Annotated in this window: 11 protein-coding genes (1 of these 11 only partly in view); 5 read left to right on the top strand and 6 right to left on the bottom strand. The window is 69.8% G+C overall.

Going from position 1 to position 24,683, the window contains the following annotated elements; genetic code table 11:
• The first annotated feature begins 55 nt into the window (after window positions 1–55).
• Window positions 56–1,120: a ParB/RepB/Spo0J family partition protein gene (locus ACFWMR_RS05645; RefSeq protein ID WP_378377270.1), complete on the top strand. Its 1,065-nt coding sequence runs from the start codon at window positions 56–58 to the stop codon at window positions 1,118–1,120.
• A gap of 255 nt (window positions 1,121–1,375) precedes the next feature.
• The gene (locus ACFWMR_RS05640; protein ID WP_244199794.1) at window positions 1,376–2,347 is read left to right on the top strand and encodes a ParB N-terminal domain-containing protein; all 972 of its coding nucleotides are present in this window, start codon (window positions 1,376–1,378) and stop codon (window positions 2,345–2,347) included.
• 70 nt (window positions 2,348–2,417) lie between these two features.
• Here the strand turns inward: ACFWMR_RS05640 and ACFWMR_RS05635 are convergent, their stop codons facing one another.
• The 6 genes from ACFWMR_RS05635 to ACFWMR_RS05610 all read right to left on the bottom strand — a co-directional run bounded on the left by ACFWMR_RS05635 (window position 2,418) and on the right by ACFWMR_RS05610 (window position 11,191).
• On the bottom strand, window positions 2,418–4,745 hold the full coding sequence (locus ACFWMR_RS05635) for a penicillin acylase family protein (protein ID WP_378377268.1): 2,328 nt from the start codon (window positions 4,743–4,745) through the stop codon (window positions 2,418–2,420).
• The gene (locus ACFWMR_RS05630; protein ID WP_378377266.1) at window positions 4,742–6,244 is read right to left on the bottom strand and encodes a tryptophan 7-halogenase; all 1,503 of its coding nucleotides are present in this window, start codon (window positions 6,242–6,244) and stop codon (window positions 4,742–4,744) included. The genes ACFWMR_RS05635 and ACFWMR_RS05630 overlap by 4 nt, the downstream gene beginning before the upstream one ends.
• A 170-nt stretch (window positions 6,245–6,414) precedes the next feature.
• Entirely contained in the window at window positions 6,415–7,455 is a 1,041-nt protein-coding gene (locus ACFWMR_RS05625; RefSeq protein ID WP_208636018.1) for an ABC transporter permease subunit, read from the bottom strand.
• Window positions 7,437–8,363: an ABC transporter ATP-binding protein gene (locus ACFWMR_RS05620; protein ID WP_093936010.1), complete on the bottom strand. Its 927-nt coding sequence runs from the start codon at window positions 8,361–8,363 to the stop codon at window positions 7,437–7,439. The genes ACFWMR_RS05625 and ACFWMR_RS05620 overlap by 19 nt, the downstream gene beginning before the upstream one ends.
• Before the next feature lie 35 nt (window positions 8,364–8,398).
• The gene (locus ACFWMR_RS05615) at window positions 8,399–10,351 is read right to left on the bottom strand and encodes an ABC transporter ATP-binding protein (protein WP_093936009.1); all 1,953 of its coding nucleotides are present in this window, start codon (window positions 10,349–10,351) and stop codon (window positions 8,399–8,401) included.
• A gap of 12 nt (window positions 10,352–10,363) precedes the next feature.
• Entirely contained in the window at window positions 10,364–11,191 is an 828-nt protein-coding gene (locus tag ACFWMR_RS05610; RefSeq protein ID WP_378377264.1) for an alpha/beta fold hydrolase, read from the bottom strand.
• A 251-nt stretch (window positions 11,192–11,442) separates the two neighbouring features.
• On the opposite strand from ACFWMR_RS05610, the gene ACFWMR_RS05605 reads away from it, so the two are divergent.
• The 3 genes in view from ACFWMR_RS05605 to ACFWMR_RS05595 are tightly spaced (each overlapping or abutting the next) and all read left to right on the top strand, a layout consistent with a single transcriptional unit that may run on beyond the window.
• Entirely contained in the window at window positions 11,443–11,715 is a 273-nt protein-coding gene (locus ACFWMR_RS05605) for an acyl carrier protein (RefSeq protein ID WP_093936007.1), read from the top strand.
• The gene (locus ACFWMR_RS05600) at window positions 11,712–17,939 is read left to right on the top strand and encodes an amino acid adenylation domain-containing protein (RefSeq protein ID WP_378377262.1); all 6,228 of its coding nucleotides are present in this window, start codon (window positions 11,712–11,714) and stop codon (window positions 17,937–17,939) included. The genes ACFWMR_RS05605 and ACFWMR_RS05600 overlap by 4 nt, the downstream gene beginning before the upstream one ends.
• On the top strand, window positions 17,936–24,683 hold the 5' portion of the coding sequence (locus ACFWMR_RS05595; protein WP_378377260.1) for a non-ribosomal peptide synthase/polyketide synthase. The gene runs 14,177 nt beyond the window's last position; 6,748 of the gene's 20,925 nt are visible here — the first part of the coding sequence; its start codon is at window positions 17,936–17,938; its stop codon lies beyond the right edge, outside the window. Before ACFWMR_RS05600 ends, ACFWMR_RS05595 begins: the two co-directional genes overlap by 4 nt.

Here is a 24,683-nt window from a genome sequence, read left to right as displayed (position 1 = left end):
CGGTGGGAGACGTGGGGACCGGGCCTCGGACGGTGTCGGACGTCATGGGGGATGCATGATCGATTCGAATGCACGGCTGTTCCGTTCGGTGACGGCGCATGAGGAAATAGTCACGATTCCCATTCTTTCGCTGAGAGCGGGTGAGTCGCCCCGGCTGAGAGGCGAGGACAAGAGACATGTCGCGCGGCTCGCGGAAACGGACGCACCGCTGCCGCCCATCCTGGTCGACCGGCGCACGATGCGGGTCATCGACGGGATGCACCGGTTGATGGCGGCGTCGATGAGGGGGCAGGACACGATCGACGTCGAGTTCTTCGACGGCGATCCCGAGGAGGGGTTCCTGCGGGCCGTGCGGGCGAACGTGACCCATGGCCTCCCGCTGTCCCAGGCCGATCGCCGGGCCGCGACGATCCGGATCGTCGCCGCCCATCCCCGCCTGTCGGATCGGACCATCGCGGAGATCACGGGTCTCGGTGCCAGGACCGTGGCGTCGATCCGGCGGTCCACCGACTCCGTTCCGGAGGTGGCCGCGCGCATCGGCAGGGATGGCAAGGTGCGCCCGTTGAACCACGAGGAGGGGCGGCAGCGGACCGCGGAGTTCATCGCGTCGAACCCGAACGCGTCGCTGCGCGAGGTCGCCCGGGCCGCCGGTGTCTCACCCGGCACGGTACGGGCTGTCCGCAAACGGCTCGAACGCGGTGAGGAGGCCGAGTCCTCCGAGTCGCGATCGAATGGTGAGGCGGAGAAGGACGCCGCGCGACTCGAGCCCGTCGCGGGGGAGGCCGACGCGGTCACCACCGCGAAGTTCGGCGCGGAAGTGGCCAAGTCGCCGGGCGTGGACCACGATGTGGCCCGGTACGCACTGGAGAAACTGCTGCGGGATCCCTCTTTGCGGCACAACGAGCAAGGCCGACGGCTGTTGCGGCTCATTCAGCACACCGCGGCCGAGGCCAAGGATTGGCTCGGTTCCACGGAGGCTGTTCCCCCTCACTGCCTGGCGATGATCACGAGCCTCGCCCGCCACTTTTCGGAGATCTGGCTCTCCCTCGCGGAAGAACTCGACGATCGCGCGGCGATCGCCGACCCCTGGGGCGTCCGTCCGGTGGACGACCCGAAATGACCGCCCCGGCGGCGCCGGTACGCCCGGCGCCGCCGGGTGTTCCACGGGGTGAAACCTCGCGAAGAAACGCGTGACAATCCGCCGCGTTCGGCAAAGAATGATCGGCGCACATCGCGGGCATTATCCGGTCATTCCGTTGTGTGGGATTTGGCCGGGTGCCAATTGTTTCCTGTATTCGTGTTCAACTGCGCAAAAGGTGGCAGTTGAACGCCGTGGCATGAGTGCCGGGTAGGGACGAAGTTAAGGAGCTGGAAATTGCGGTTCGCACTGGGGCGCGACGATCTGCAACCGACAGAAGAAGTGGAAATTCGTTTTCTCTCCGCGGGTGACTCCCCGCGGATCGCGGGCGAGAGTATGGAACACGTGGAAATGCTGGTGGCCGCCAGCGTGCCGCTGCCGCCGATCGTGGTGCACCGGCCCTCGATGCGGGTGATCGACGGCGTGCACCGCCTTCGGGCGGCGATGCTGGCCGGCCGCAAGACGATCGCGGTGCGGTTCTTCGAAGGCACCGAGGAGGACGCGTTCATCCTGGCCGTGGAGTCCAACACCACGCACGGCCTGCCACTGTCGACGGCCGATCGCAGACAGGCGGCGGAACGCATCATCGTCACCCACAGCCGCTGGTCCGACCGGATGATCGCGTCGGTGGTCGGCATGTCCGCCAAGACGGTCGCCGCGATCCGCCGCGACAACATGGCCGGTGAGGAGAACGAGGCGGGCCGTATCGGGAGGGACGGCCGTGTCCGGTCCATCGACGTGAGCGCGGGGCGCAAGCTGGCACACGAGATCATCGTCGGCAATCCCAGCCTGTCGCTGCGCCAGGTCGCCCGGGCGGCGGGCATCTCGGCGGAGACCGTGAGGGACGTCAAGAAGCGGATGTTGCGCGGGGACGACCCGGTCCCGCGGAAACGGCAGGCGAAGCTCGGGGAGTGGGAGCCCGACGACCGGCTCTCCGGCCGTGTCGTCGCCCGGTACGAGGTGAAACCGCCGCCGGCGCTGGTGATGGCGCGGTTGCGGGAGGATCCCGCGCTGCGTCTCAACGAGAACGGCCGGGACCTGCTGCGGCTGCTGAACATCCACATGGTCCGGTCCGAGGACTGGAACAGGCTCGTCGACAGCGTGCCGCCGCACAGTACTGAAACGATCGCCGAACTGGCGCGCTATTGCGCCGAGAAATGGTCGGAGATCGCGTTCCGCATCGAACACAAAGGGTCGAAATCCGCCTGAGGGAGCTGAAAACGGGCCCCTCTCGATGACCTCCTTTGGTCATCGAGAGGGGCCCGTTTTCCCGCGGCAGTCAGGCGCGGGGGAGCAAGACGATCACCTTTTCGGCGTTGCGCTCGATCGCGGTGCGACTGTAGAGCAACGGGAAGTAGTCCCCGGTCCGCCAGCGCTCCAGCAGGTCGCGATAGTGCGGGCCGGTCGTGTCACCGGACTGGCCGGGGGCGCTGACCGCCTTGGAGCCGTCCCAGCGCCCGACGTCGAGCGCCATCTTGAACGAGCCGCCCACCCCCTGGCCGTAGGTGGAGGGGTCGTACTTCGAGACGTCCACCGTGTACCCGGAGCCGCCGCGCTCCACCGGGCCGACATGCCGTCCGGTGGTGCTGAGGAAGGACGTGTGCTGGAGGGCGCCCCAGCGCCATTTGCCCGGATCGTCGCCGAGTTTCCCGCGCACGTCGGCGTAGGCGGCGCCGAGCGTGGTCAGCAACAACCGGTCCCTGGCGGCCGCTCCGCCGGGCCCGAACCAACGGTCGGGATGTTCGAGCGCGTCGAGCATCAAGCCGACGTCGCCGCCGGGAATCGCCGCGAGCGACGCCGCCTCCTCGTTCAGGAACACGCGGAGGAACGCCGGGACGAGGTGATTGGTGAACCAGGGCTCGTAGAGCGCGGTGCCCGCCGAATCGACGTGGGCGACACCGTCGTACCCGCGGAGCAGGTTCAACGCCCGCTCGGTGTCGGGATCGGTGCTCCGCAACCCGGCCAGCAGCGGCACCAGGCGGCGAGCCGGCAGCGAAAGCTGGTCGTTCTGGAGCCGTACCGAATCGTCGACGGACTGCTTGCGGCCGGCGGTGAGCACGTCGTCGATGCGCTGCTTGCGATACGGGGGTTCCCACTCGTAGCCCACCTGGAACGGATGCCCCGCCGGGACGTTGTACTCGTTGGCGGAGGCGATGAAGCCGTTCTTCGGATTGTAGGAGCGGGGCAGTGCCGCGCCATCGTGAAAGCCGGTCCACTCGTGGCGGCCGTCCCCGGGGACCGGGAACAGCCCGTCGTAGCCGGAGCGCTTCGGAGCCAGCCCGGCCGCGACCCAGCCGATGTTCCCGCCGGTGTCGGCGTAGAGCAGGTTTTCCGCCGGCCCGCCCCACTGCCGCAGCGCGGCGGAGAAGTCGCCGAAGTTCCGTGCCCGCAGATAGCGCAGGGAGCCGAAATACGGTGCCGTCCCGGGTTCGGTCCAGGCCGTGCGCAGCGCGTAGGCCACCTGACGCCCAGCGTCGACCCGCAGTACGGGACCGTGCCGGGAGAACTGCATTTCGATCCGCTGCGGCGGCCCGTCCTTGACCGGCACCTCCTCGGTGACGGTCCGGAAGGACTCCCAGCCGTCGCCGTAGCGGTACCGGCCGGGATCGCCCGGGTCGAGCTTGTAGACGTAAAGATCCTCCTGGTCGATACCGAACACGGTCAGGCCGAACGCGACCGATTCGTTGTGCCCGATGGAGACCCCGGGCTGGAACGGCTCGCCCGCCCCGATCACGTCGAGGCCCGGCGCCGAAAGATGGCTGAGGTACCGCAGCGGCGGCGCGGTGAGCGCCCGGTGCGGGTCGTTGGCCAGTATCGGGCGCCCGCTCGCGGTCCTGTCCGGCGACACCACCCAGCCGTTGCTGCCTTCGGCCATGCCGGAGGTGTAAGGAGGCTGCCCGCCGAAGGCAGGAGCGACGGGATCCAGCACGTCCGGCGGGATCGAACACGGGTCGATCCCGGCCGGGACCGCCGGGACGTGGGCGGGCTGGAGCGCATGGGAGAACTTGTCGGCCTCGATGCCGCCCGCGCAGACCAGGCGGGAGCGGAGCACCTCCGACGCCGCGTTCATCGACAGCCCGTGCTTGCGGACGCGCACCACGTCCTCCGGCCGCCATCGCCCAGGCTTGAAGCCGAACTCGGTGAACTCCGGCGGCAGGCTTTCCGGGTGCTGCTCGATCCAGTCCAGCCGGGCGTTGACGCCTTCGGTGAACAGGATCGCCGCTTGTTTCGCCTCGGGACCGTACGCCGCCCATTCGCGGTCCATGTCGCCGCGGTAGAGGAGCAGCCGGGCCGCGCGATCCTGCTTCACGAACGACGGGCCGAGGATCTCCGAGAGCAGCCCGAGACCGCTTCGCCGCCAGATGTCCATTTGGAACAGCCGATCGCGCGCGGCGTTGAATCCCTGCGCGAGGAAGAGATCGTCCGTGTTCCGCGCGTAGATGTGCGGCACACCCCAGTGGTCCACGACCATCCGCACCGGACGGCTCAGCCCGGGGACCTGGAAGGTCTCCGGACGCGGGCCGGCGATCGCGGCCGGGGGAGTCATGCCGGACAGCAGCGCGGAGACGGCCAGCAGCACGACCGCCTTCCGGCCGCGCCGCTTCATCGGACCGGATCCGGTTCGCTCCACGACATGCCGTCGGGCGTCGCGACGAGACCCCCGTCGAAGACCGGGGCGACCTCGCCCGCTTCGTCGCCGAGCTGCGCCCGGGTCTGCACCTGCGAACCCTCCTGCATCGCCTGGCGCACCACCGACGACCGGAACAACGGCGTCATGTTCTCCTCGCGGGCGTCGACCAGCGTGTCGACGGCGTCGGCGAACTCCGCCGAGCGCTGCTTGAGGCGCAGGACCCCCGCCTCGGTGTCGGCCAGGTTGAATTCCGTGCTGGACATCCCGGCGACGAGTTCGACGAACGACTCCAGTTCCGTGTCGCTGCTCTTGGTCACCTTCTTGGCCGACCAGAAGTACGAGTCCTCGTCGATGTGCATGTCGTAGAACGAGGTCAGGAACTCGTAGAAGACGCTGTACTCGCGGCGGTACCGCGCCTCGAACTCGTCGAAGGCCCGTTGCTCGCCGACATTCCCGTCCAGGACGCTGTTGATGGACCGGGCCGCCAGCAGCGCGCTGTAGGTGGCCAGGTGGACCCCGGAGGAGAACACCGGGTCCACGAAGCAGGCGGCGTCGCCGACGAGGACCATGCCCGGCCGCCAGAAATTCGTGTGGTGGTAGGAGTAGTCCTTGCGCACCCGCAACTGGCCGTACTGGCCGGTCGTGACACGCGTCGCGTCGGCGAGGTACTCGCCGATCATCGGGCACTCGTCGATGAGAGCCCGCATCGCCTCCTCGGGGTCGCCCTGGATCCGCGCCGCGTCCTCCCGGCGCACGACGGCGCCGACACTGGTCAGCGTGTCGCTGAGCGGGATGTACCAGAACCACCCGTGGCTGAACGCGACACACAGGATGTTGCCGGAGTTCGGGGCGGGCAGGCGCTTGCCGTTCTCGAAGTAGCCGAACAGGGCGAGGCTGCGGAAGAAGTCGGAGTACTTCCGCGAACCGCCGACCCGTTTGTGCAGGCGACCGGTGTTGCCGGAGGCGTCGACGACGTAGCGGGCCGAAACCTCGTGCTCGGTGCCGTCCGGATCGGTGTACCGCAATCCGCGCACCCGGCCGTCTTCACCCTCCACGACGTCGGTCACCGTGCGGTTCTGGCGGACGTCGACCCCTTTACGAGCGGAATTGTCGAGCAGGATCTTGTCGAATTTGCTCCGTTCGACCTGATAGGCGAACGAGGTCGGCCCGGCGACCTTGGGCGAGACGGAGAAGGCGAAGTTCCACGGCGTCGGGTTGGCGCCCCACCGGAAAGTGCCGCCACGCTTGCGGAGGAAACCGGCTTCGGCGATCTCTTCGTCGACGCCGAGCAGATGACAGATGCCGTGGATGGTGGACGGCAGCAGCGATTCACCGATCTGGTACCTGGGGAACGTCTCCTTCTCCAGAAGCAGGACGCGATGCCCTCGCATGGCCACCAGCGATGCGAGCGTCGAACCCGCCGGGCCGCCGCCGACGACCGCTACGTCGAATTCCTCGTGTCGTGCCGTACTCATTCGACCTCCTGGAACACGTTTCCGGAATCTCTCGATTTCTCGGTTCCAGGGTTTCACAACGACCGCCGGTTACCCACCTTTGACAGTTTTCCCCAACGGACACGGAACTGTTCCAGGGTACGAGAAAAAGCGTCGTCGGAACAATTTCCGACGACGCCTTTCCCGGTGTTTCAGCTCACCCGGCGACGTATCCGTACCAGGCTGAGCGCGACGAGACCGCCGCTGAGCGCGAGATAGACCGCGGTCTCCAGCGTCTGGAAGGTCCAATAGCGACTGGCGGGCTGGTAACTGACGTCGACGTGGAGGTCGTATTTGGCGAGGCACACCGCGGCGTCGCCGAACGTGCCGCCCGCCCCGGTCTTGGGCGGGGTGTTGATGCACGCGCCGAACTTGCCGCCGTCGATGGTCTTGCCGTCCGGCGTGCGCAGCGGACTGGTGTCGGCGATCCAGGCGTCGGGCGCGTTCGGGACCCGCACCCCGTGGATGACCGAGCCGCCGGTGATGCTGCCCAGGTTCTGCGCTTCGTTGATGGCCTCGGCCGTCATCGGCAGCGTGGCGTGTTCGGCCGGCACGAGGTTGGGCCGCACCGTGTTGGCGAAGAAGAACTGGAAGGCGATGAAGCCGACCAGGGTCAGCGCCATCGCGGGCAGTGTCCGCCGCAGCAGGAGGCCGGCGACGGTGCCGACCGTGAACGCCAGCGCGGCGTAGCCGATCGGGGCGATGTAGCGAGCGCCGAAGACGAACGTGCTGAACTGGTTCTTGACGACCTCGTCGAACGGTGCCGCCGCCCAGGTGAGCGCCGCGCCGGCGACTCCCGTGAGGACCATGGCGCCGACGCCGACGACGAGGACCTTGACGAGCAGCCAGCGCTGCCGGGTGACACTTTGGTTCCACGCCAGCGTGTGCGTGTTTCCTTCGAGTTCCCGCGCGATCATCGGCGCGCCCCAGAACGTCCCGAGGATCGCGGGGATCAGGGCCAGACCGGCCGCGAGGAACAGCAACGTGTTCTCGTAGGCGGCGCGGAACTGGGCCGTCGCCTGCGCGCAGTCGCCCTGGCTCCGGCAGGCCGCCTGGTAGACGTCGTAGCCCTGGCGGACATCCGTGCCCACGTACACCAGGTAAGCGACGATCACGGCCAGCGCCACGAGTCCCGCGAGTGCTTGGACGCGGAACTGCCGCCAGCTCAGCCACATCATCGCTGGGTCTCCCATGCCTCGGTCCTGGCGTCCACGCCGATTTCCATTCCCGCCGCCCGGCCCATGTACGCGAGGACGAGTTCTTCGAGCGAGACCGGTTCGGGCGGGTAGGGCAGCGGCCCCGCGGCGGCGTCGATGCGGACGAGCGCGTGGCTGTAGTGGCCGCGGTGTTCGGTCCGGATGACCTCGGTACCGGGGGGAAGCCGGTCGAACCCGCCACGCGGCGCGGCCATCCGGGCGTGACTGTTCAGCAGGTGGCGGACGTCGCCGGCGACCTGCACCCGCGAATCGCACAGCACGATGAGGTAGTCGCAGACCTGCTCGATGTCGTCGAGCAGATGCGAGGACAGCACCGCGCTGGCGCCGAGTTCGACCACGAACTCCATCAGGTTACGGAGGAAACCCTTGCGCGCCAGCGGATCCAGTGCCGCGGCGGGTTCGTCGAAGATCAGCAGTTCCGGTCGCTTGGCGGCCGCGATGGTCAGCGCGAGCTGCGCGCGCTGACCACCGGAAAGCTGGCCCGCCTTCTGTCGCGGGTTCAGTCCGACCTGCCGGATCCGGCGCTCGGCGAGCGCCGGATCCCAGCTCGGGTTCATCTTCGCGCCGAGTGTCAGGTGCTCGGCCACACTGAACGATCCGTACACCGGGGTGTTCTGCGCGACGAACCCCACCCTCGCCAGGTGCGCGGCGTTCGAGGCCGGACGGGAGCCCAGCACGGTCAACGAGCCCTCGGTCGGCTCGATCAGCCCGCAGGCGAGGTTCAGCAGGGTCGATTTGCCCGCTCCGTTCGGGCCGACCAGACCGATCACCCGGCCGGCGGGGACGGTGAGGTTGACGTCGGCGAGTGCCTGCTTGCCGCGGCGGCCGTATCTCTTGGCCAGGCCCGTGGCGTGAAACACCGGAGGGGAGTCAGCGAGTGGCATGGTCCCATCCTGGGATTTCGCCGATCTTCCCAGCATCAGCCCAAAGCATGGTTTCCGCTTTCGGCGGTCGCACTTTTGACCGGTTCTTCGACGAAGTCCCGCTGCTGGGCGAACTGCGTCCGATAGAGTTCCGCGTAGAGTCCGCCGTTGGCGAGCAGTTCCTGGTGCGTACCGCGTTCCTGGATCCGGCCCTCGTCGATCACCAGGATCTGGTCGGCGTCGTGGATGGTGGACAACCGGTGCGCGATGACGAGCGAGGTGCGCCCGGCGAGCGCGGTCTTCAGTGCTCGCTGGATGGCCGCCTCGGACTCGGAGTCCAGGTGGGCGGTCGCCTCGTCCAGCACCACGATCGGCGGCGACTTGATCAGGAGCCTGGCCAGCGCCAGCCGCTGCTTCTCCCCGCCGGACAAGCGGTAGCCGCGGTCGCCGACGACGGTGTCCAGGCCTTCGGGCAGCTGGGCGATGGTCGGCCAGATCCGGGCCGCCTCGCACGCCTCGACGAGCTCGGTTTCGGTGGCTTCCGGCCGCGCGTAGAGCAGGTTGGCGCGGATCGTGTCGTGGAACAGGTGCGCGTCCTGGGTGACCACGCCGACGGCGTCCTGCAGCGAGTCCAGGGTCAGGTCCCGGACGTCCTGGCCACCGATCCGCACCGTGCCGGACGTGGTGTCGTAGAGCCTCGGCACCAGGTTGGTGATCGTGGTCTTGCCCGCGCCGGAGGGCCCGACGAGCGCGGTGAGCCGACCCGCCGGGGCGTGGAAGGTCACCTCGTTCAGCACCAGCGCGCTTTCCCCCTGCTCCGTGACCCGCACCGGCACCGCCTCGAGGGAGGCCAGGGACACCTCGTCGGCGGAGGGGTAGCGGAAGGCGACCTGGTCGAACTCGACGTGCGGCGCGGTGCCGTTCCCGGCTCGCGGGGCGGGGAGGGGTCGGGCGTCCGGCCGCTCGGTGATGAGCGGTTCGAGGTCCAGCACCTCGAAGACGCGGTCGAAGCTGACCAGCGCGGTGGTGATGTCCATCTGGATGGTCGTCAGCTGGTTGATGGGGTTGTAGAGCATCAGCAGCAGGCCCACCAGCGCCACGAGCGTGCCGAGTTGCAGGCCGCCGTCGACGACCAACCAGCCGCCGAAGCCGTAGACCATCGCCGTCGTGATGGTGGTGAGCAGGGTGACCATGATGAACAGCAGCCGCCCGTGGACGGCCATCGAGATCGCGATGTCGCGGACCTTCCCCGCTTTGCTCGCGAAGTCCGCGGTCTCCTCGCGATGGCGGCCGTAGAGCTTGACCAGCATCGCACCCGCCACGTTGAACCGCTCGGTCATCGTCGTGCCCAGTTCGGCGTCGGTCTGCATACCGGTGCGCGCCAGCCGTTCCAGCCGGGCGGCGATGATCTTCCCCGGCAGGAAGAAGATCGGGATCAGCACCAGCGCGGTGAGGGTGATGGACCACGACAGGTAGAACATCGTGCCGAGCACCAGCACCAGGGTCAGCACCGTGGACAGCGCCTGCGACAACAGGGTGGAGATCCCTTGCTCCGCGCCGACGACGTCGGTGTTCAGCCTGCTGACCAGCGAACCGGTCCGCGTGCGGGTGAAGAACGCCAGCGGCTGCCGTTGCACGTGCGCGAACACTTTGGTGCGCAGGTCGAAGATGAGGCCCTGGCCGACCCGGCCGGAGAACCAGGTCTGCGCGTAGATCGCGAAGACGTTCACCACCGCCAGCGCGACGACGAGCAGGGCCAGCGTCACCACGACGGCCATGTTCCCGGGGATGATGCCGTCGTCGATGATCCCCTTCAGGAACAGCGGCGTCGACACCAGGATGACCGCGTCGACCACGGTCGTCAGCATCACGACGAGCAGTGACCAGCGATAGCGCAGGGCGTAGGGGATGATGCGCTTAACCGTGCCGGGTTTGATCGGCTGTGGTTCGACAAGGCCTTCGACGCGCAGCCCGATCGTGCCGAGGCTCGGGTCGTCTCCGATGGTCACGAAAGTCTCTCCTCAGTTGTGGTCGAAAAACTCGGTGATCGCCGCGTTGACCGCGTCCGGACGTTCGAGGCAGCCGAGATGTCCCCCGTCGGGGATCTCGACCAGGTCGCAGAGGGGGATCGCCTCGGCGACCTCGGCGCCGAGGTGCGGAGGGGTGATGAGGTCGTCGGTGAAGGTCACGACCCGGCAGGGAGCCGTGACGCGGCGCAGGGCCGCGCGCCGGTCGCCAGCCAGGTCGGCCCAGACCTGCCCGGTGGCAACGGTCCCGGTGCCGGACATCTCGAACACGTCCAGCCAGCTCGCCACGGCGGCGTCGTCGTCCAATGTGGATGGTGAAAACATCTTGAACACCGTCGTGGCGGCCTCGTACGCGGCGGGAAGCCGTACGCCGCTTTCCACCAGCGCGATCTCGGCTTCGGTCTGCGCGAGCCGGGCGGCGTCCGCGCGGGCCCTGGTGGCGATCAGCACCGCGGACCGCACGAGTTCCGGATGGTCGATCGCGAGTTCCTGCGCGATCATCGAACCCAGTGACATGCCGACGATCCGGCACGGCGCCAGGTCGAGCGCCTCGATCAGTCCTTTGGTGTCGGCGACGAAATCCGCGAGCGAGTACTTGCCCGCCGGCGCCTCGGACGGCGGGATGCCGCGGTTGTCGAACACGACCGTGGCGTAGCCCGCGGCGTGCAGCGCGGGTGTCTGGTGCGGTGTCCAGAAATGGCCCGCGGAGCCGGATCCCGCGATCAGCAGAACCGGTTCGCCGCCGCCCGAATGCTTGTACGCCAAGCGGATTCCGTTCGTGGTGACGAAATCCGTGGCGTGCCGGTAATCGGCGCCACCCATGTCGTTTCCCTCCAGCCTGATCGGCGGAGGGCGTGCGATGCCGCGTCCGTCCCGGTTCAGGAGCGGCGTCACTATGGCACGGGGCAGGTCGGCGGTACAGGTTTCGCGGACGGCCGTGATTGACAGTGGTGCCACCGTGTCCAACTGTGGGCGCGACGTCAGTTGGGCGTCAACGAACGCCTGGTCGTTCGGTTGATGCGCCACGTTTCCGTGGGCCATATTGAGCCGCCTTGAGCCCGAGGAGGCCTGTCGTGTCCGATGCCGAGCTGACCGCCACCAGCCTGACCGCCGAGAAGATCCAGTCCTGGCTCGTCGAACGCGTGGCGCATTACGCGATGATTCCCGCCGAGGAGATCGAATTCGACGTCCCGCTGGCGAACTACGGGCTGGATTCGGTGTACGCCTTCGCGTTGTGCGGCGACATCGAGGACACGCTCGGTCTTCTCGTCGAGCCCATCCTGCTCTGGGACGTCGACACCGTCGCCGCGCTGACCACCCACCTCACCGAGATGGCCGCTGCATGAGTGGTCCGGACCTTCCGCTGACCTCGGCCCAGCTCGGCGTCTGGTATTCCCAGCGGCTCGCGCCGGAGAACCCGGCGTACAACATCGCCGAGTACCTGGAGATCCACGGCGACGTGGACGTCGACCTGCTGGTCGTGGCCCTGCGCCGGGCCCTGGCGGAGGCCGAGACGTACCGGCTCCGGTTCCGGCTCGAGAACGGGACGCCCCGGCAGTACCTCGACGCTTCGATGGAGCACCGGATCCACGTGGCGGACCTCGGTGCGTCGGCGAATCCACGCGAGGCCGCCGAAAAGTGGATGGCGGCCGATCTCGACCGGCCGGTCGACCTCCTGGCGGGCCCGCCTTCCGCGCACGCGGTGTTCCGGCTCGGACCGGATCGGGTCGTCTGGTACCAGCGCGCGCACCACCTTGTCCTCGACGGGACGAGTCTTTCGGTGTTCGCGGCAAGGGTCGCGGACGTCTACACGGCACTCGCCTCCGGGCGAGAACCCGAAAACGGTGTGCTGAAGCCACTTTCGGTCCTGCTCGACGCGGATCGCGCCTACCGGGAGTCCGCCGATCCCGAACGGGACAGGCGGTTTTGGCTCGACGCGCTGGCGGGTCTGCCGGATCCCGGCGGACCGGGGCCGGACCTGCCGTCGCGTCCCGTCTTGTGGATCGAAGAGATCGATGCGGACGAAGCCGCCGGGCTGAGGGCGGCGGCACGCCGGTTGCGCACGAGCTTCGCCGGTCTGGCGCTGTCCGCCGCGGCTCTCTACCGGCAGCGCACGACGGGGGACCGCGACGTGGTGCTCGGGCTGCCGGTCGGCGGGCGGACCTCGGTGCGGGAACTCGGAATTCCCGGGATGACCTCCAATGTGGTGCCCCTCCGGTTGGAGATCCCCCGGGACGGCACCGTCGGCGCGTTCGTCCGGCACACTTCGAGCGCGGTGATCGACTGCCTGCGTCACCAGCGGTACCCGTACGGGCAGATCCTCGCCGACCACGGACTCGTCGGCAGGGGTTCGCTGCGCTCCTTGAGCGTCAACGTGATGTCCCTCGGCCGTCCGCTGCGTTTCGCGGACGCCGTCGCCACCCGGTCCGGCCTGTCGAGCGGACCTGTCGAGGATCTGGGCATCGACGTCTTCGAGCGCGCGGCGGGTGGCGGCGTCCAGTTGCTCGTGGAGCTGAATCCCGCGCTGCACGACCCGGCGGCGGGAGCGGAGACCGCCCGGAGGTTCCGCCGGGTGCTGAACCGGCTGGCGGCCGCCTCGCCCGCCGAAAGCCTGCACCGCGTCGGCGTCCTCGACGACGACGAGCGGCGACGGGTGCTCGTGGACTGGAACCGCACCGAAACGGGTGACGACGTCGCGACCGCGCTCGACCGGTTCGAGCACCACGTCGCGCGCACCCCGGACGCGGTCGCGGTGGTGTGCGGCGAGGCTGAGCTGACCTACCGCGAGCTGGCCGACCGCGCGCGCGGGCTGGCCGGCTCGCTGCGTGAACGCGGCGTCGGCATCGAGTCGGTGGTCGCAGTCTGCCTGCCGCGCGGACCCGAGATGCTCACCGCGATCCTGGCGACCTGGCTGGCCGGAGCGGCGTACCTGCCGATCGACCCGGACCATCCCGCCGAGCGGGTGGAGTTCATGTGCGCCGACGGCGGTGCCACCGTGCTGATCGGGCCCGGCGGGGTGTCCGGCCGGGCGGGCGCGCGGGCGTCCGCGTCGGCGGTCGTGCCCGGCCAGCTGGCTTATGTGATGTACACGTCCGGTTCGACGGGCGTGCCGAAGGGGGTCGCGGTCACGCACGCGGGGCTGGCGAACTACCTCGCGTGGGCGGTCGAGTTCTACCGGATCGGTGCGGGGGACCGGGTTCCGCTGCACTCGTCGCTCGCGTTCGACCTGACGGTGACGAGCGCGCTGGCGCCGCTGATGTGCGGCGGCACGGTGGTGATCAGCCCGGAAGGCGGTCCCGAGGGGCTGGCCGCTCTGGTGCGGACCGGCGGGTTCGGACTGGTCAAGGTGGTGCCGGGGCATCTGCCGCTGCTGGCGGAAACGCTGTCGGCGAGCCAGCGGGCGTCGGCGGCGCGCCGGCTGGTGGTGGGTGGCGCGGCGTTGCCCGGCGCCGACGTGCGGGCCTGGCTGGCGGACGCCCCCGGCACGGTCGTGGTCAACGAGTACGGGCCGACCGAGACGGTGGTCGGCTGTTGCGTGTTCGAGCTGACCGCGGGACGGCCGGTGGGCGACGCGGTGCCGATCGGCCGTCCGATCGCGAACACCCGCCTGTACGTGCTGGACGACGCCCTCGGGCCGGTCCCACCGGGCGTGGTGGGCGAACTGTACGTGGCCGGAGCCGGGCTGGCCCGGGGTTACGCGGGCCGTCCGGGACTCACCGCCGAACGGTTCGTGGCCTGCCCCTTCGAAGGTCCCGCCGCAGCGGGACGGATGTACCGCACGGGAGATCTGGCGCGGTGGACCGCGGACGGGAATCTGGAGTTCCTGGGCCGGGTCGACGAGCAGGTCAAGATCCGCGGGTACCGGGTCGAGCCCGGCGAGATCGAAGCGGCGCTGGCCCGGCACCCGGCGGTCGCGCGGGCTGTCGTGGTGGCCACGGACGAGCCCGGCGATCGCGCGCGACTGGTGGCCTACGTGGTGCCCGTCGCCGGGTCCGAAGTGGACGTCCAGGAGCTGTGCCGGTTCGCCGCGCGGACACTGCCGGAACACATGGTGCCGTCGGTGATTCAGGTACTCGCGGAGATTCCGTTGTCTCCCAGCGGAAAGGTGAACCGGCGAGCCTTGCCCGCGCCCGAATTCGCGGCTTCGGACCGGGCGCCCCGCACCCCGCGGGAAGCGATCCTGTGCCGCTTGTTCGCGGAGGTCCTCGGGCTGGCGAGCGTGGGCGTCGACGACGATTTCTTCGCGCTGGGTGGGCATTCGCTGGCCGTCACCCGGTTGACCGGCCGCATCCGGGCCACCCTCGGCCTGGACGTGCCGATGCGGACCGTGTTCCGGGCGCCCACGGTGGCGGACCTCGACTCCCGGCTGGACACCGGCGCCGGGGCGCGGCCCGCGTTGCGGCCGGCGCGGCATCAGGACCCGGTGCCCCTGTCCTCGGCGCAGCGGCGTTTGTGGTTCCTGCACCGGATGCAGGGCCGGTCGGCGACCTACAACGCTCCACTTGCTTTGCGGATCACCGGCGCGCTGGATCGTGCGGCACTCGAGGCGGCGCTGGCCGACGTGGTGGCCAGGCACGAGCCGCTGCGCACCGTTTTCCCGGAAGTGGACGGGGTTCCCCGTCAGCGGATCCTCGCGCCCGAGGAGGCCCGCGAACGGTGGTCGGTCCACGAGGGCGGAGGGTCAGCCGCCCGCCACGAGTTCGATCTGGCCACGGAGTTGCCGCTGTGGGCCGAGCTGTCCGTGACCGGCCCGGACGAGCATCTGCTGTCCCTGGTGGTCCACCACATCGCGGGGGACGCCTGGTCGACGGGGCCGCTGGCACGGGACCTCGCCGCCGCGTACGCCGCCCGCAGCCAGGGCGAAGAGCCCAGGCTGCCGGAACTGCCGGTGCGGTACGCGGACTACGCGGTGTGGCAGCACGAGCTCATGGCGCGGGCAGACGATCCGGAGAGTCCGCTCGGCCGCCAGGTGGGCTACTGGCGGGACCGGCTGGCCGGCCTGCCCGACCGGCTGCGACTGCCTACCGACCGGCCTCGTCCGGCCGTCGCGACCCATCGTGGCGACCTGATGCCGTTCCGGATCCCGGCCGCGCTGCACCGGGTTCTGGGGGACCTCGCCAGGGAAAACGGTGCCACCCTGTTCATGGTCGTGCACGCGGCGCTGGCCGCACTGCTGACCCGGCTCGGCGCGGGGGACGACATCCCGCTGGGAGCGCCGATCGCCGGACGTCTCGACGCGGTCCTGGACGATCTCGTCGGCTGCTTCGTCAACACGCTGGTGCTGCGGGCCGACGTCTCCGGCAATCCGACTTTCGAGGAACTGCTCCGGCGGGTCAGGGAAACCGATCTGGCCGCGTACGAGAATCAGGACGTCCCGTTCGAACACCTGGTGGAGGTGCTCAACCCGGAACGCTCCCCGGCTCGGCACCCGCTTTTCCAAGTCAGCCTCACCTTGCAGGACGCGTCGCTCGCGACCTTCGGGTTACCCGGTCTCGAAACCCGGCCGGAACCGATCGGCACCGGCACGGCCCGGTTCGACCTGATGGTCAGCCTGACCGATCGCTACGGGGAGGACGGCGCGGCCGCCGGTGTCGAAGGGACGGTGGAGTACGCGACCGATCTTTTCGACGCCGCGACGGTCCGGACGCTGCTGGATCGGCTGAACCGGCTGCTGGAGCAGGCCGCCGAGGATCCCCGGCGGCGCGTGGGTGATCTCGACCTGCTGGCTCCCGGCGAACGACGCTGGCTCCTCGACGAGGTGCACGACAAAGCCCTCGAAGCACCCGACGAGACCTTGGTGACCTTGTTCGAACGGCAGGTGGCCGCCGCGCCGGACGCGATCGCCGTGACCTTCGACGGCGCCGATCTGACCTATGCGGAGGTGAACGTTCGCGCGAACCGCCTGGCTCACCGGTTGGTGGACCGGGGTGTGGGCCCGGAGTCGGTCGTCGGGGTGGTGGCGCCGAGGTCGGCCGAGCTGGTGGTGGCCTTGCTGGCGGTGCTCAAGGCGGGTGGCGCGTACTTGCCGCTGGATCCGGAGTCGCCGGCGGATCGGATCGGATTCGTGCTCTCGGACGCGGGTGCCGTATGCGTCCTGGCGACGCCGGACTGCGTTTCGCTTGTGCCGCAAGGTGTTCCGACCGTGTCGACGGAGAAAGCCGGTGTGGCGCCGGACGCGGACCCGATCGTCCCGCTGCTTTCCTCGAACGCGGCGTATGTGATCTATACGTCGGGCTCGACGGGGACGCCGAAGGGTGTGGTGGTGCCGCATCGGAACGTGGTGGCGTTGTTCGCCGTCACGAAGGGGTTGTTCGGGTTCGGTGCGGGTGATGTGTGGTCGTGGTTCCATTCGTTCGCGTTCGATTTCTCGGTGTGGGAACTGTGGGGCGCGTTGGTACACGGCGGCCGCGTCGTGGTGGTGCCGTTCGAGGTGTCGCGTTCGCCGCGGGAATTCGCCGATCTGCTGGTGCGGGAACGAGTCACGATGCTGAGCCAGACGCCGTCGGCGTTCTACCAGTTGATGGAGGCCACCGGTTGGGAAAGCGTGCGGACGGTGGTGTTCGGCGGGGAAGCCTTGGAGCCCGCGAGAGTGGACGTCTCCGGCCCCCGGCTGGTGAACATGTACGGGATCACCGAGACCACGGTGCACGTGACGCGTTACGAGGTGGTCCCGGGCGGTGCCGAGAGCGTGATCGGCCGTGGTCTTCCCGGTTTGTCGGTGTACGTCCTGGACGAACGGTTGCGACCGGTTCCCGCCGGGGTCGTGGGCGAACTGTACGTGGCCGGACCGCAGGTGGCGCGAGGCTATGCGAACCGCCCGGGTTTGACCGGTGAACGGTTCGTGGCGTGTCCCTTCGGCGCTCCGGGGATCAGGATGTACCGCACGGGCGACCGCGCCCATCGGAAACGCGACGGCGATCTGGTGTTCGCGGGGCGCGTCGACGACCAGGTGCAGATCCGCGGCCACCGGGTGGAGCCGGGGGAGGTCCAGGCCGTGCTCGCCGAGCATCCGGCGGTCGCCCAGGCCGTCGTGACAGCGCGAGAAGAGGAGCCGGGCGACGTGAGGCTGGTGGCCTACGTCGTGCCCGACCGGGAGATCGGGGACAGCGCCGCGGAAATCGCCGCGAAGGTCCGCGCGCACGCCGCCTCGCGCCTTCCCGGCTATCTGCGCCCGTCCGCCGTCACGGTGCTCGACACCTTGCCGAGCACGCCCAACGGCAAGCTCGACGTCGCCGCGCTGCCCGCGCCGGATTACGCGTCGGCCCGCCGGGCGAGCCGGGGCCCCGCCGACGAACGCGAGGCGGCGCTGTGCGCGGCGTTCGCCGAGACCCTCGCCGTGCCCGAGGTCGGGGTGGAGGACGACTTCTTCCTCCTCGGCGGGCATTCCCTGCTCGCCACGAGGCTCGTCGCCCGGATCCGCGCCTCGACGGGGGCGGAACTGCCGATCGAAGAACTGTTCGCGACTCCCACCCCGGCCGGGCTCGCCGCCTGGCTCGCCGAGCACGACGACCGGAACGACCGCGCCAGGCCCGTGCTGCGGCGGATGCGTCAGTCAAGGAGAGGCCGATGATTCCCGCGTCTTTCGCCCAACGGCGGCTGTGGTTGCAGTGGCGGATCGAAGGAGCGGGTGCCACCTACAACACCCCGACGATCCTGCGGCTGACCGGGCCGCTGGACCGGGCGGCCCTGGCCGCCGCGCTGCGTGACGTGATCGTCCGGCACGAGGCGCTGCGCACGGTCTTCCCCGAGGTGGACGGCGAACCGCGCCAGCGGATCGTGGAGCCGGACGGGCTGGTCTGGGACCTGCCCGTGGTGCGGGTGACCGGGACCGAGGAACCGGCGGCACACCAAGGGCTTTCGGCTCTGCGGGAGATGAAGTGGGAGCGGCCGGCGGAGCTGCCGTCGGTCGAGGCGGCCGCCGAGCCGCCCGGCGAGGAGATCGCCGCGAGCGAACTGCCGGGAGCGGTGGCACGGGTGGCCGCGTACCCGTTCGACCTGTCCGCCGAGATCCCGGTGCGCGCCTGGTTGTTCGCGCGGTCGCCGGAATCGGCGGTGCTCGTGGTCGTCATCCACCACATCGCGACCGACGGCTGGTCGGCGGGGCCGCTCGCGCGGGACCTCGCGGCCGCGTACGCGGCACGCGGCGACGGCCGGGAACCGGAGTGGGCGGAGCTGCCCGTGCAGTACGCCGACTACACGTTGTGGCAGCGGGAGCTGCTCGGCTCGAAGGACGACCCGGACAGCCTGTCGTCACGGCAAATCGGCTACTGGCGAGACGCGCTGGAGGGCGTCCCCGAGGAGCTGAACCTCCCGGCGGATCGCCCGCGGCCGGTGGAACCGTCCCATCGAGGACACTCGATCGCGGCCGGTGTCCCGGCGGCGGTGCACGAAAAGCTGATCGCGGTGGCCCGGCGACGTCGCGCCACCCTGCCGATGCTGCTGCAAGCCGGGCTCGCGGTGACGCTTTCCCGGCTCGGCGCGGGCAACGACATCCCCATCGGCACCCCGGCCGCCGGGCGGTCCGACGAAGCCCTGAACGATCTGATCGGTTTCTTCGTCAACACGCTCGTGATCCGGGCCGACCTGACCGGCGACCCGACCTTCGGCGACGTGATCGACCGCGTGCGCGGCGCCGCCGTGCGCGCCCTCGCCCACCAGGACTTGCCTTTCGAGCAGCTCGTCGAGGAACTCGCACCCGTCCGCGCGCTCTCCCGCCACCCCCTGTTCCAGGTCGCTCTCGCGCCGCTGGACGACGGTGCCGCGCCCGAGGTGCCCGGCCTGCGCGCCGACGTGCTCTCGATCGGCCGGACGACGGCCAAGTTCGACCTGGAAGCGACGCTGGGCGAGACCTTCGACGACGCGGGCGCCCCGGCGGGGATCCGCGGCGTGGTCACGGGATCGGCCGACCTGTTCGACGCGCGCACGGTGGAACGGATCGCGGGCTACCTGGTCCGGGTGCTGACGGCCATGGCCGCCGACCCTGGCCGGCGCGTCGGCGCGGTCGAACTCCTCGAACCCGCCGAACGCGCGCGACTGGTGGACGAGTGGAACGCGACGTCGGTGTCCCTTCCGGACCTCTCCGTGCCGGAAGCGTTCGCCGAGCGGGTGGCGGCCACCCCGGCGGCGCCGGCGGTGCGGTGGGACGGCGGTGAGCTGACCTACGAGGAGCTGGCCGTCCGTTCGGACCGGCTCGCCCGGGCGCTGATGGCCGCCGGAGCCGGGCCGGGAGCCGCGGTCGCGGTGCTGATGGAGCGGTCGAGCGAGCTGGTGGTGACGGTGCTGGCGGTGCTGAAGGCCGGAGCCGCGTTCGTGCCGCTGGACACCGGCTGGCCCGCCGCGCGGATGCGCGCGGTGCTGGACGACGTGGGCGCCGCGGTGCTCGTGGTGCACGAGGCGACGGCCGATCGCGATCTCGGCGTCACGCCGATCCGGGCGGACGTCGAAACGGACGCCGTCGCGGAGCTGCCGGGTGGGATTCCGCCTTCCAGTGCCGCGTACGTGATGTACACGTCCGGTTCGACAGGGGTCCCGAAGGGCGTGGTGGCGACCCATCGAGATGTGGTGCGCCTGGCGAAGGACCGCTGCTGGGGCGCGACGCCGCGGGTGCTTTTCCATGCGCCGCACGCGTTCGACGCGTCGTCGTACGAGTTGTGGGTTCCGTTGTTGTCGGGCGGCACGGTGGTGGTGGCGCCGGTGGAGCGAATGGACGCGGCGGTGCTGCGTCGTCTGATCGCCGACCACGAGTTGTCCCATGTGCATGTGACGGCTGGTCTGTTCCGGGTGCTGGCGGACCGGGATCCGCGGTGTTTCGCGGGTGTGCGTGAGGTGTTGACGGGCGGGGACGTGGTTCCGGCCGGTTCGGTCCGGCGGGTGCTGGAGTCGAACCCCGGTCTGGTGGTGCGGCAGCTTTACGGGCCGACCGAGGTGACGTTGTGTGCCACGCAGCACGAGTCCGGTGATTTCCGCGAGGTCGGCGGGGTGCTGCCGATCGGGCGTCCGCTGGACGGCACCCGGGTGTACGTACTGGACGAGTGGCTGAACCCGGTTCCGTTCGGGGTGGCCGGTGAACTGTACGTGGCGGGCGCGGGTGTGGCCCGCGGCTACCTGAATCGTCCTTTGTGGACGGCGGAGCGGTTCGTGGCTTGCCCGTTCGGTTCCAGTGAGCGGATGTACCGCACCGGCGACCGGGTGAAGTGGGACTCGGCGGGACGCCTGGTGTTCGCCGGACGGGCGGACGAACAGGTCAAGATCCGGGGGTTCCGGGTCGAGCCGGGCGAGGTCGAAGCGGCGCTCGCCGGGCATCCGGCGGTGGCGCAGGCCGCGGTCGTCGTCCGGGACGATCCCACCGGCGGGAAGCGGCTGATCGGTTACCTGGTGCCCGGGGTCCGGGGTGCCGCCATCGCCGGGCAGGTGCGTGACTACCTGGCCGAACACCTGCCGCCCTACCTGGTGCCCTCGGCGCTGATGGAGCTCGACGCCCTGCCCCTGACCGTCAACGGCAAGGTGGATCGCGCGTCACTCCCGGCCCCCGAATACGTCCGAGGCGACGGCCGTGCCCCCGCGAACGCGCGCGAAGAGCTGCTGTGCCAGGCGTTCGCCGAGGTGCTGGAGCTTCCCGCCGTCGGCGTCGACGACGACTTCTTCGTGCTCGGCGGCCATTCACTGCTGGCGGTCTCGCTGGTGGAGTGGTTGCGGCAGCGCGGCATCTCGGTCTCGGTGCGGGCGTTGTTCGTGACGCCGACCCCGGCGTCGCTGGCGGCCGTCGCGGGACCGGAGCCGGTGACGGTGCCCGCCAACCTCGTTCCCGAAGGCGCGGCGGAACTCACGCCGGACATGCTGCCCCTGGTCGAACTGACCGAAGACGAGATCGCCCGGATCGTGGCGACCGTCCCGGGTGGCGCGGCGAACGTGCAGGACGTCTACCCGCTGGCGCCGTTGCAGGAGGGGATCGTCTTCCACCACCTGATGGCCGATCGGGACGGCGAAGACGTCTACGCCATGCCGTTCACGCTGAGACTGGACACCCGCGAGCGGTTGACCGCGTTGCTCGGCGCCTTGCAGCGGGTCGTCGACCGGCACGACGTGTATCGCACGGCGATCGTCCGGGAGGGCCTGGCGGAGCCCGTCCAGGTGGTGTGGAGGCACGCCGAACTGCCGGTCACCGAGGGACCTCTCGACGACGACGGCGCGTGGATGGATCTGGGCCGGGCGCCGCTGCTGAGTGTCCGCGTCGCGCCGGAAACCACTGGCCCGGGCTGGCTCGCTTTGATCCGCATGCATCACCTGATCCAGGACCACGCCGCGCTGGAAGTGGTGCTGGCGGAGATCAAGGCGTTCATGGAGGGACGGGCCGACGCGTTGCCGTCGCCCGTGCCGTTCCGCGAATTCGTGGCTCAGGCCCGGCTGGGCGTGCCCCGCGAGGACCACGAGCGCCACTTCACCGAGCTGCTGGGTGACGTGACCGAGACCTGCGCTCCCTATGGGCTGTCGGACGTGCACGGCGACGGCGCCGGGATCGCCCAGGGCCGGGCGGCGGTGGACGACCGGCTGGCCGAGCGCCTGCGGGAGGTGGCGCGGTCACGCGGGGTGAGCCCGGCGACGATCTTCCACCTCGCGTGGTCGCGAGTGCTGGCGGCCGTGTCCGAGCGCTCCGACGTCGTTTTCGGCACCGTGGTGCACGGCCGGGCGAGTTCGGGAGCGGACCGCGTCCCCGGCCTGTTCATGAACACGCTGCCGGTCCGGGTCAAGACGGCGGAGCGGACGGTCGGCGAGGCGTTGATCGAACTGCGCGATCAGCTCGCCGACCTGATGGTGCACGAGCACGCGCCGTTGACCCTCGCGCAGGCCTCGGCCGGCCTGTCCGGTGGCGGGCCGTTGTTCACCTCGATCTTCAACTATCGCCACCTCCAGCGGGACGTCGAGCAGTCGGGAACCGGCATCGAAGGCGTCGAAGCCCTCCTGGCGAGGGACCCGACGAACTACCCGCTCGACATCTCCGTGAACCAGGGTCCCACCGGGTTCGAACTGGTCGTGGAAGCGGCCTCCCCGGTCGACCCGGCCGAGGTGTGCGGGTTGCTGCAGACCTGTGTCGCGAATCTTGTCGCCGCTTTGGCGGAGACCCCGGATCGCGGGCTGGCGACGGTTCCGGTGCTGGGTCCCGAGTTCACCGCCTTGCTCGACGAGGTCAACGACACCGCGGTTCCGGTGCCGGGTGGTGTGGTGCCGGATCTGGTGGCGGGGCAGGTGCTGCGTTTTCCGCGAGCGACGGCTGTCGTCGGTTCGGGTGTCGAGCTGAGCTACGCCGAGGTGGACGCCCGGGCGAATCGGCTGGCACGGAAGTTGATCGCGGCCGGGGTGGGCCCGGAGTCGGTGGTGGCTCTGGAGCTGGAGCGGTCGCCGGACCTGGTGATCGCCATCTGGGCGGTGCTCAAGGCCGGTGGCGCGTACCTGGCCGTCGATCCGGATCTGCCGCGTGAGCGCAGAGACTTCCTGGTGAAGGATTCTTCGGCGGCGCTGGTGGTGGATTCGGAGTTCCCCGGGGACCTCACCGGATACTCCGCGAGGCCGGTGTCTGACGCTGACCGGGTTTCGCCTTTGTCGCCGGGGAATGCGGCGTATGTGGTGTACACGTCGGGGTCGACAGGGCTTCCGAAAGGTGTGGTCGTCACCCATCGCGGTTTCCTGAATTTGTCGGCGAGTCATGCCCGCTTCGGGGCGGGTGTGGGTTCTCGGGTGGCGCAGTTCGCGTCGTCGGGGTTCGACATGTTCTGTGAGGAATGGCTTCTGGCGTTGGGGTCGGGAGCGGCCCTCGTGATCGTTCCGCCGGAGCGGCGCTTGGGCGCGGAACTCGCCGGGTTCCTTACCGAGTACGGGGTGACGCACGCGACGTTGCCGCCCGCCGCCGTGTCGACGTTGCCGATGGGCAGCCTTCCGGCGGAGTTCGTACTGGACGTGGGCGGCGAGGCGCTACCGGCGGAGCTGGTTTCGCAGTGGGCCGCGGACCGGGTGATGTTCAACAGTTACGGTCCGGCCGAGGCGACGGTGAACGCCGCGGTGTGGCGCTGCCGGGCGCCCGGTGACGCGGTGCCGATCGGCCGCCCGATCGCCAATACCCGGGTGTACGTGCTGGACGACGCGCTGAGCCAGGTCCCGGCCGGCGTCGGCGGCGAGTTGTACCTGTCCGGTACCGGTGTGGCGCGGGGGTATGCCGGCCGTCCCGGGCTGACCGGTGAGCGTTTTGTGGCGTCGCCGTTCGAGCCGGGTGAGCGGATGTATCGCACGGGGGACCGGGTGCGGTGGAACGCCGCCGGTGAGTTGGTGTTCTTGGGCCGTGTCGACGACCAGGTGAAGATCCGGGGTTTCCGGGTGGAGCCTGGGGAGATCGAGTCCGTTCTGCTGACGCATCCCGAGGTCGACCAGGCGGCGGTGATCGCACGGGAAGATTCTCCGGGAGACGTCCGGCTGGCTGGATATGTGGTGGGAACCGCGCTGTCGGCCGACGAGGTGCGACGGTTCCTGATCGAGCGGCTGCCGTCGTACCTGGTGCCCTCGGCGATCGTCGTCCTCGACGCCTTCCCCCTGACAGCCAACGCGAAACTCGACCGCAAGGCACTTCCCACACCAGACTTCGCGGGGCTGGCGGGCACCGGTCGCGCGCCGGCGAACGCGCGGGAAGAAATCCTCTGCGCCGCCTTCGCGGCGGTGCTGGGCTTGGACCGCGTGGGGGTCGACGACGATTTCTTCGCGCTGGGCGGTCATTCGCTGCTCGTGGTGTCGCTGGTGGAGTGGCTGCGGCAGCGAGGCGTCTCGGTGTCGGTGCGGACGCTGTTCTCGATGCCGACGCCCGCCGGGCTGGCCTCCGTGGCCGGTCCGGAACCGGTGGTGGTGCCCCCGAATCTCATTCCGGCCGGTTCGGCCGAGCTGACCCCCGGAATGGTGACCTTGGCGGACCTGACCGAGGCCGAGATCGCCAGGGTGGTCGAGGCGGTGCCGGGCGGGGCACCGAACATCCAGGACGTCTATCCGCTGGCTCCGTTGCAGGAAGGCATCTTCTTCCACCACCTGATGGTCGACCGGGACGGAACGGACGTCTACGTCACGCCTTCGGTGCTGCGGTTCGACTCCCGGGACCGGCTCGACGCCTTCCTCGCCGCGTTGCGGCACGTCGTGGACCGCAACGACGTCTACCGCACCGCCATCGTCTGGGAGGGGCTGCGGGAACCGGTCCAGGTGGTGCTGCGCCACGCGGAACTTCCGGTCACCGAGGACACTGCGGCCCGGGTGCTCGCGGCGGACGGCGGGCGGCTGGACCTGC

The sequence above is a fragment of the Amycolatopsis thailandensis genome, assembly GCF_042723255.1.
GTDB lineage: Bacteria > Actinomycetota > Actinomycetes > Mycobacteriales > Pseudonocardiaceae > Amycolatopsis > Amycolatopsis thailandensis.
Note: the sequence above shows the minus strand (reverse complement) of the source record. Positions and strands in the feature narration are given on the sequence as shown.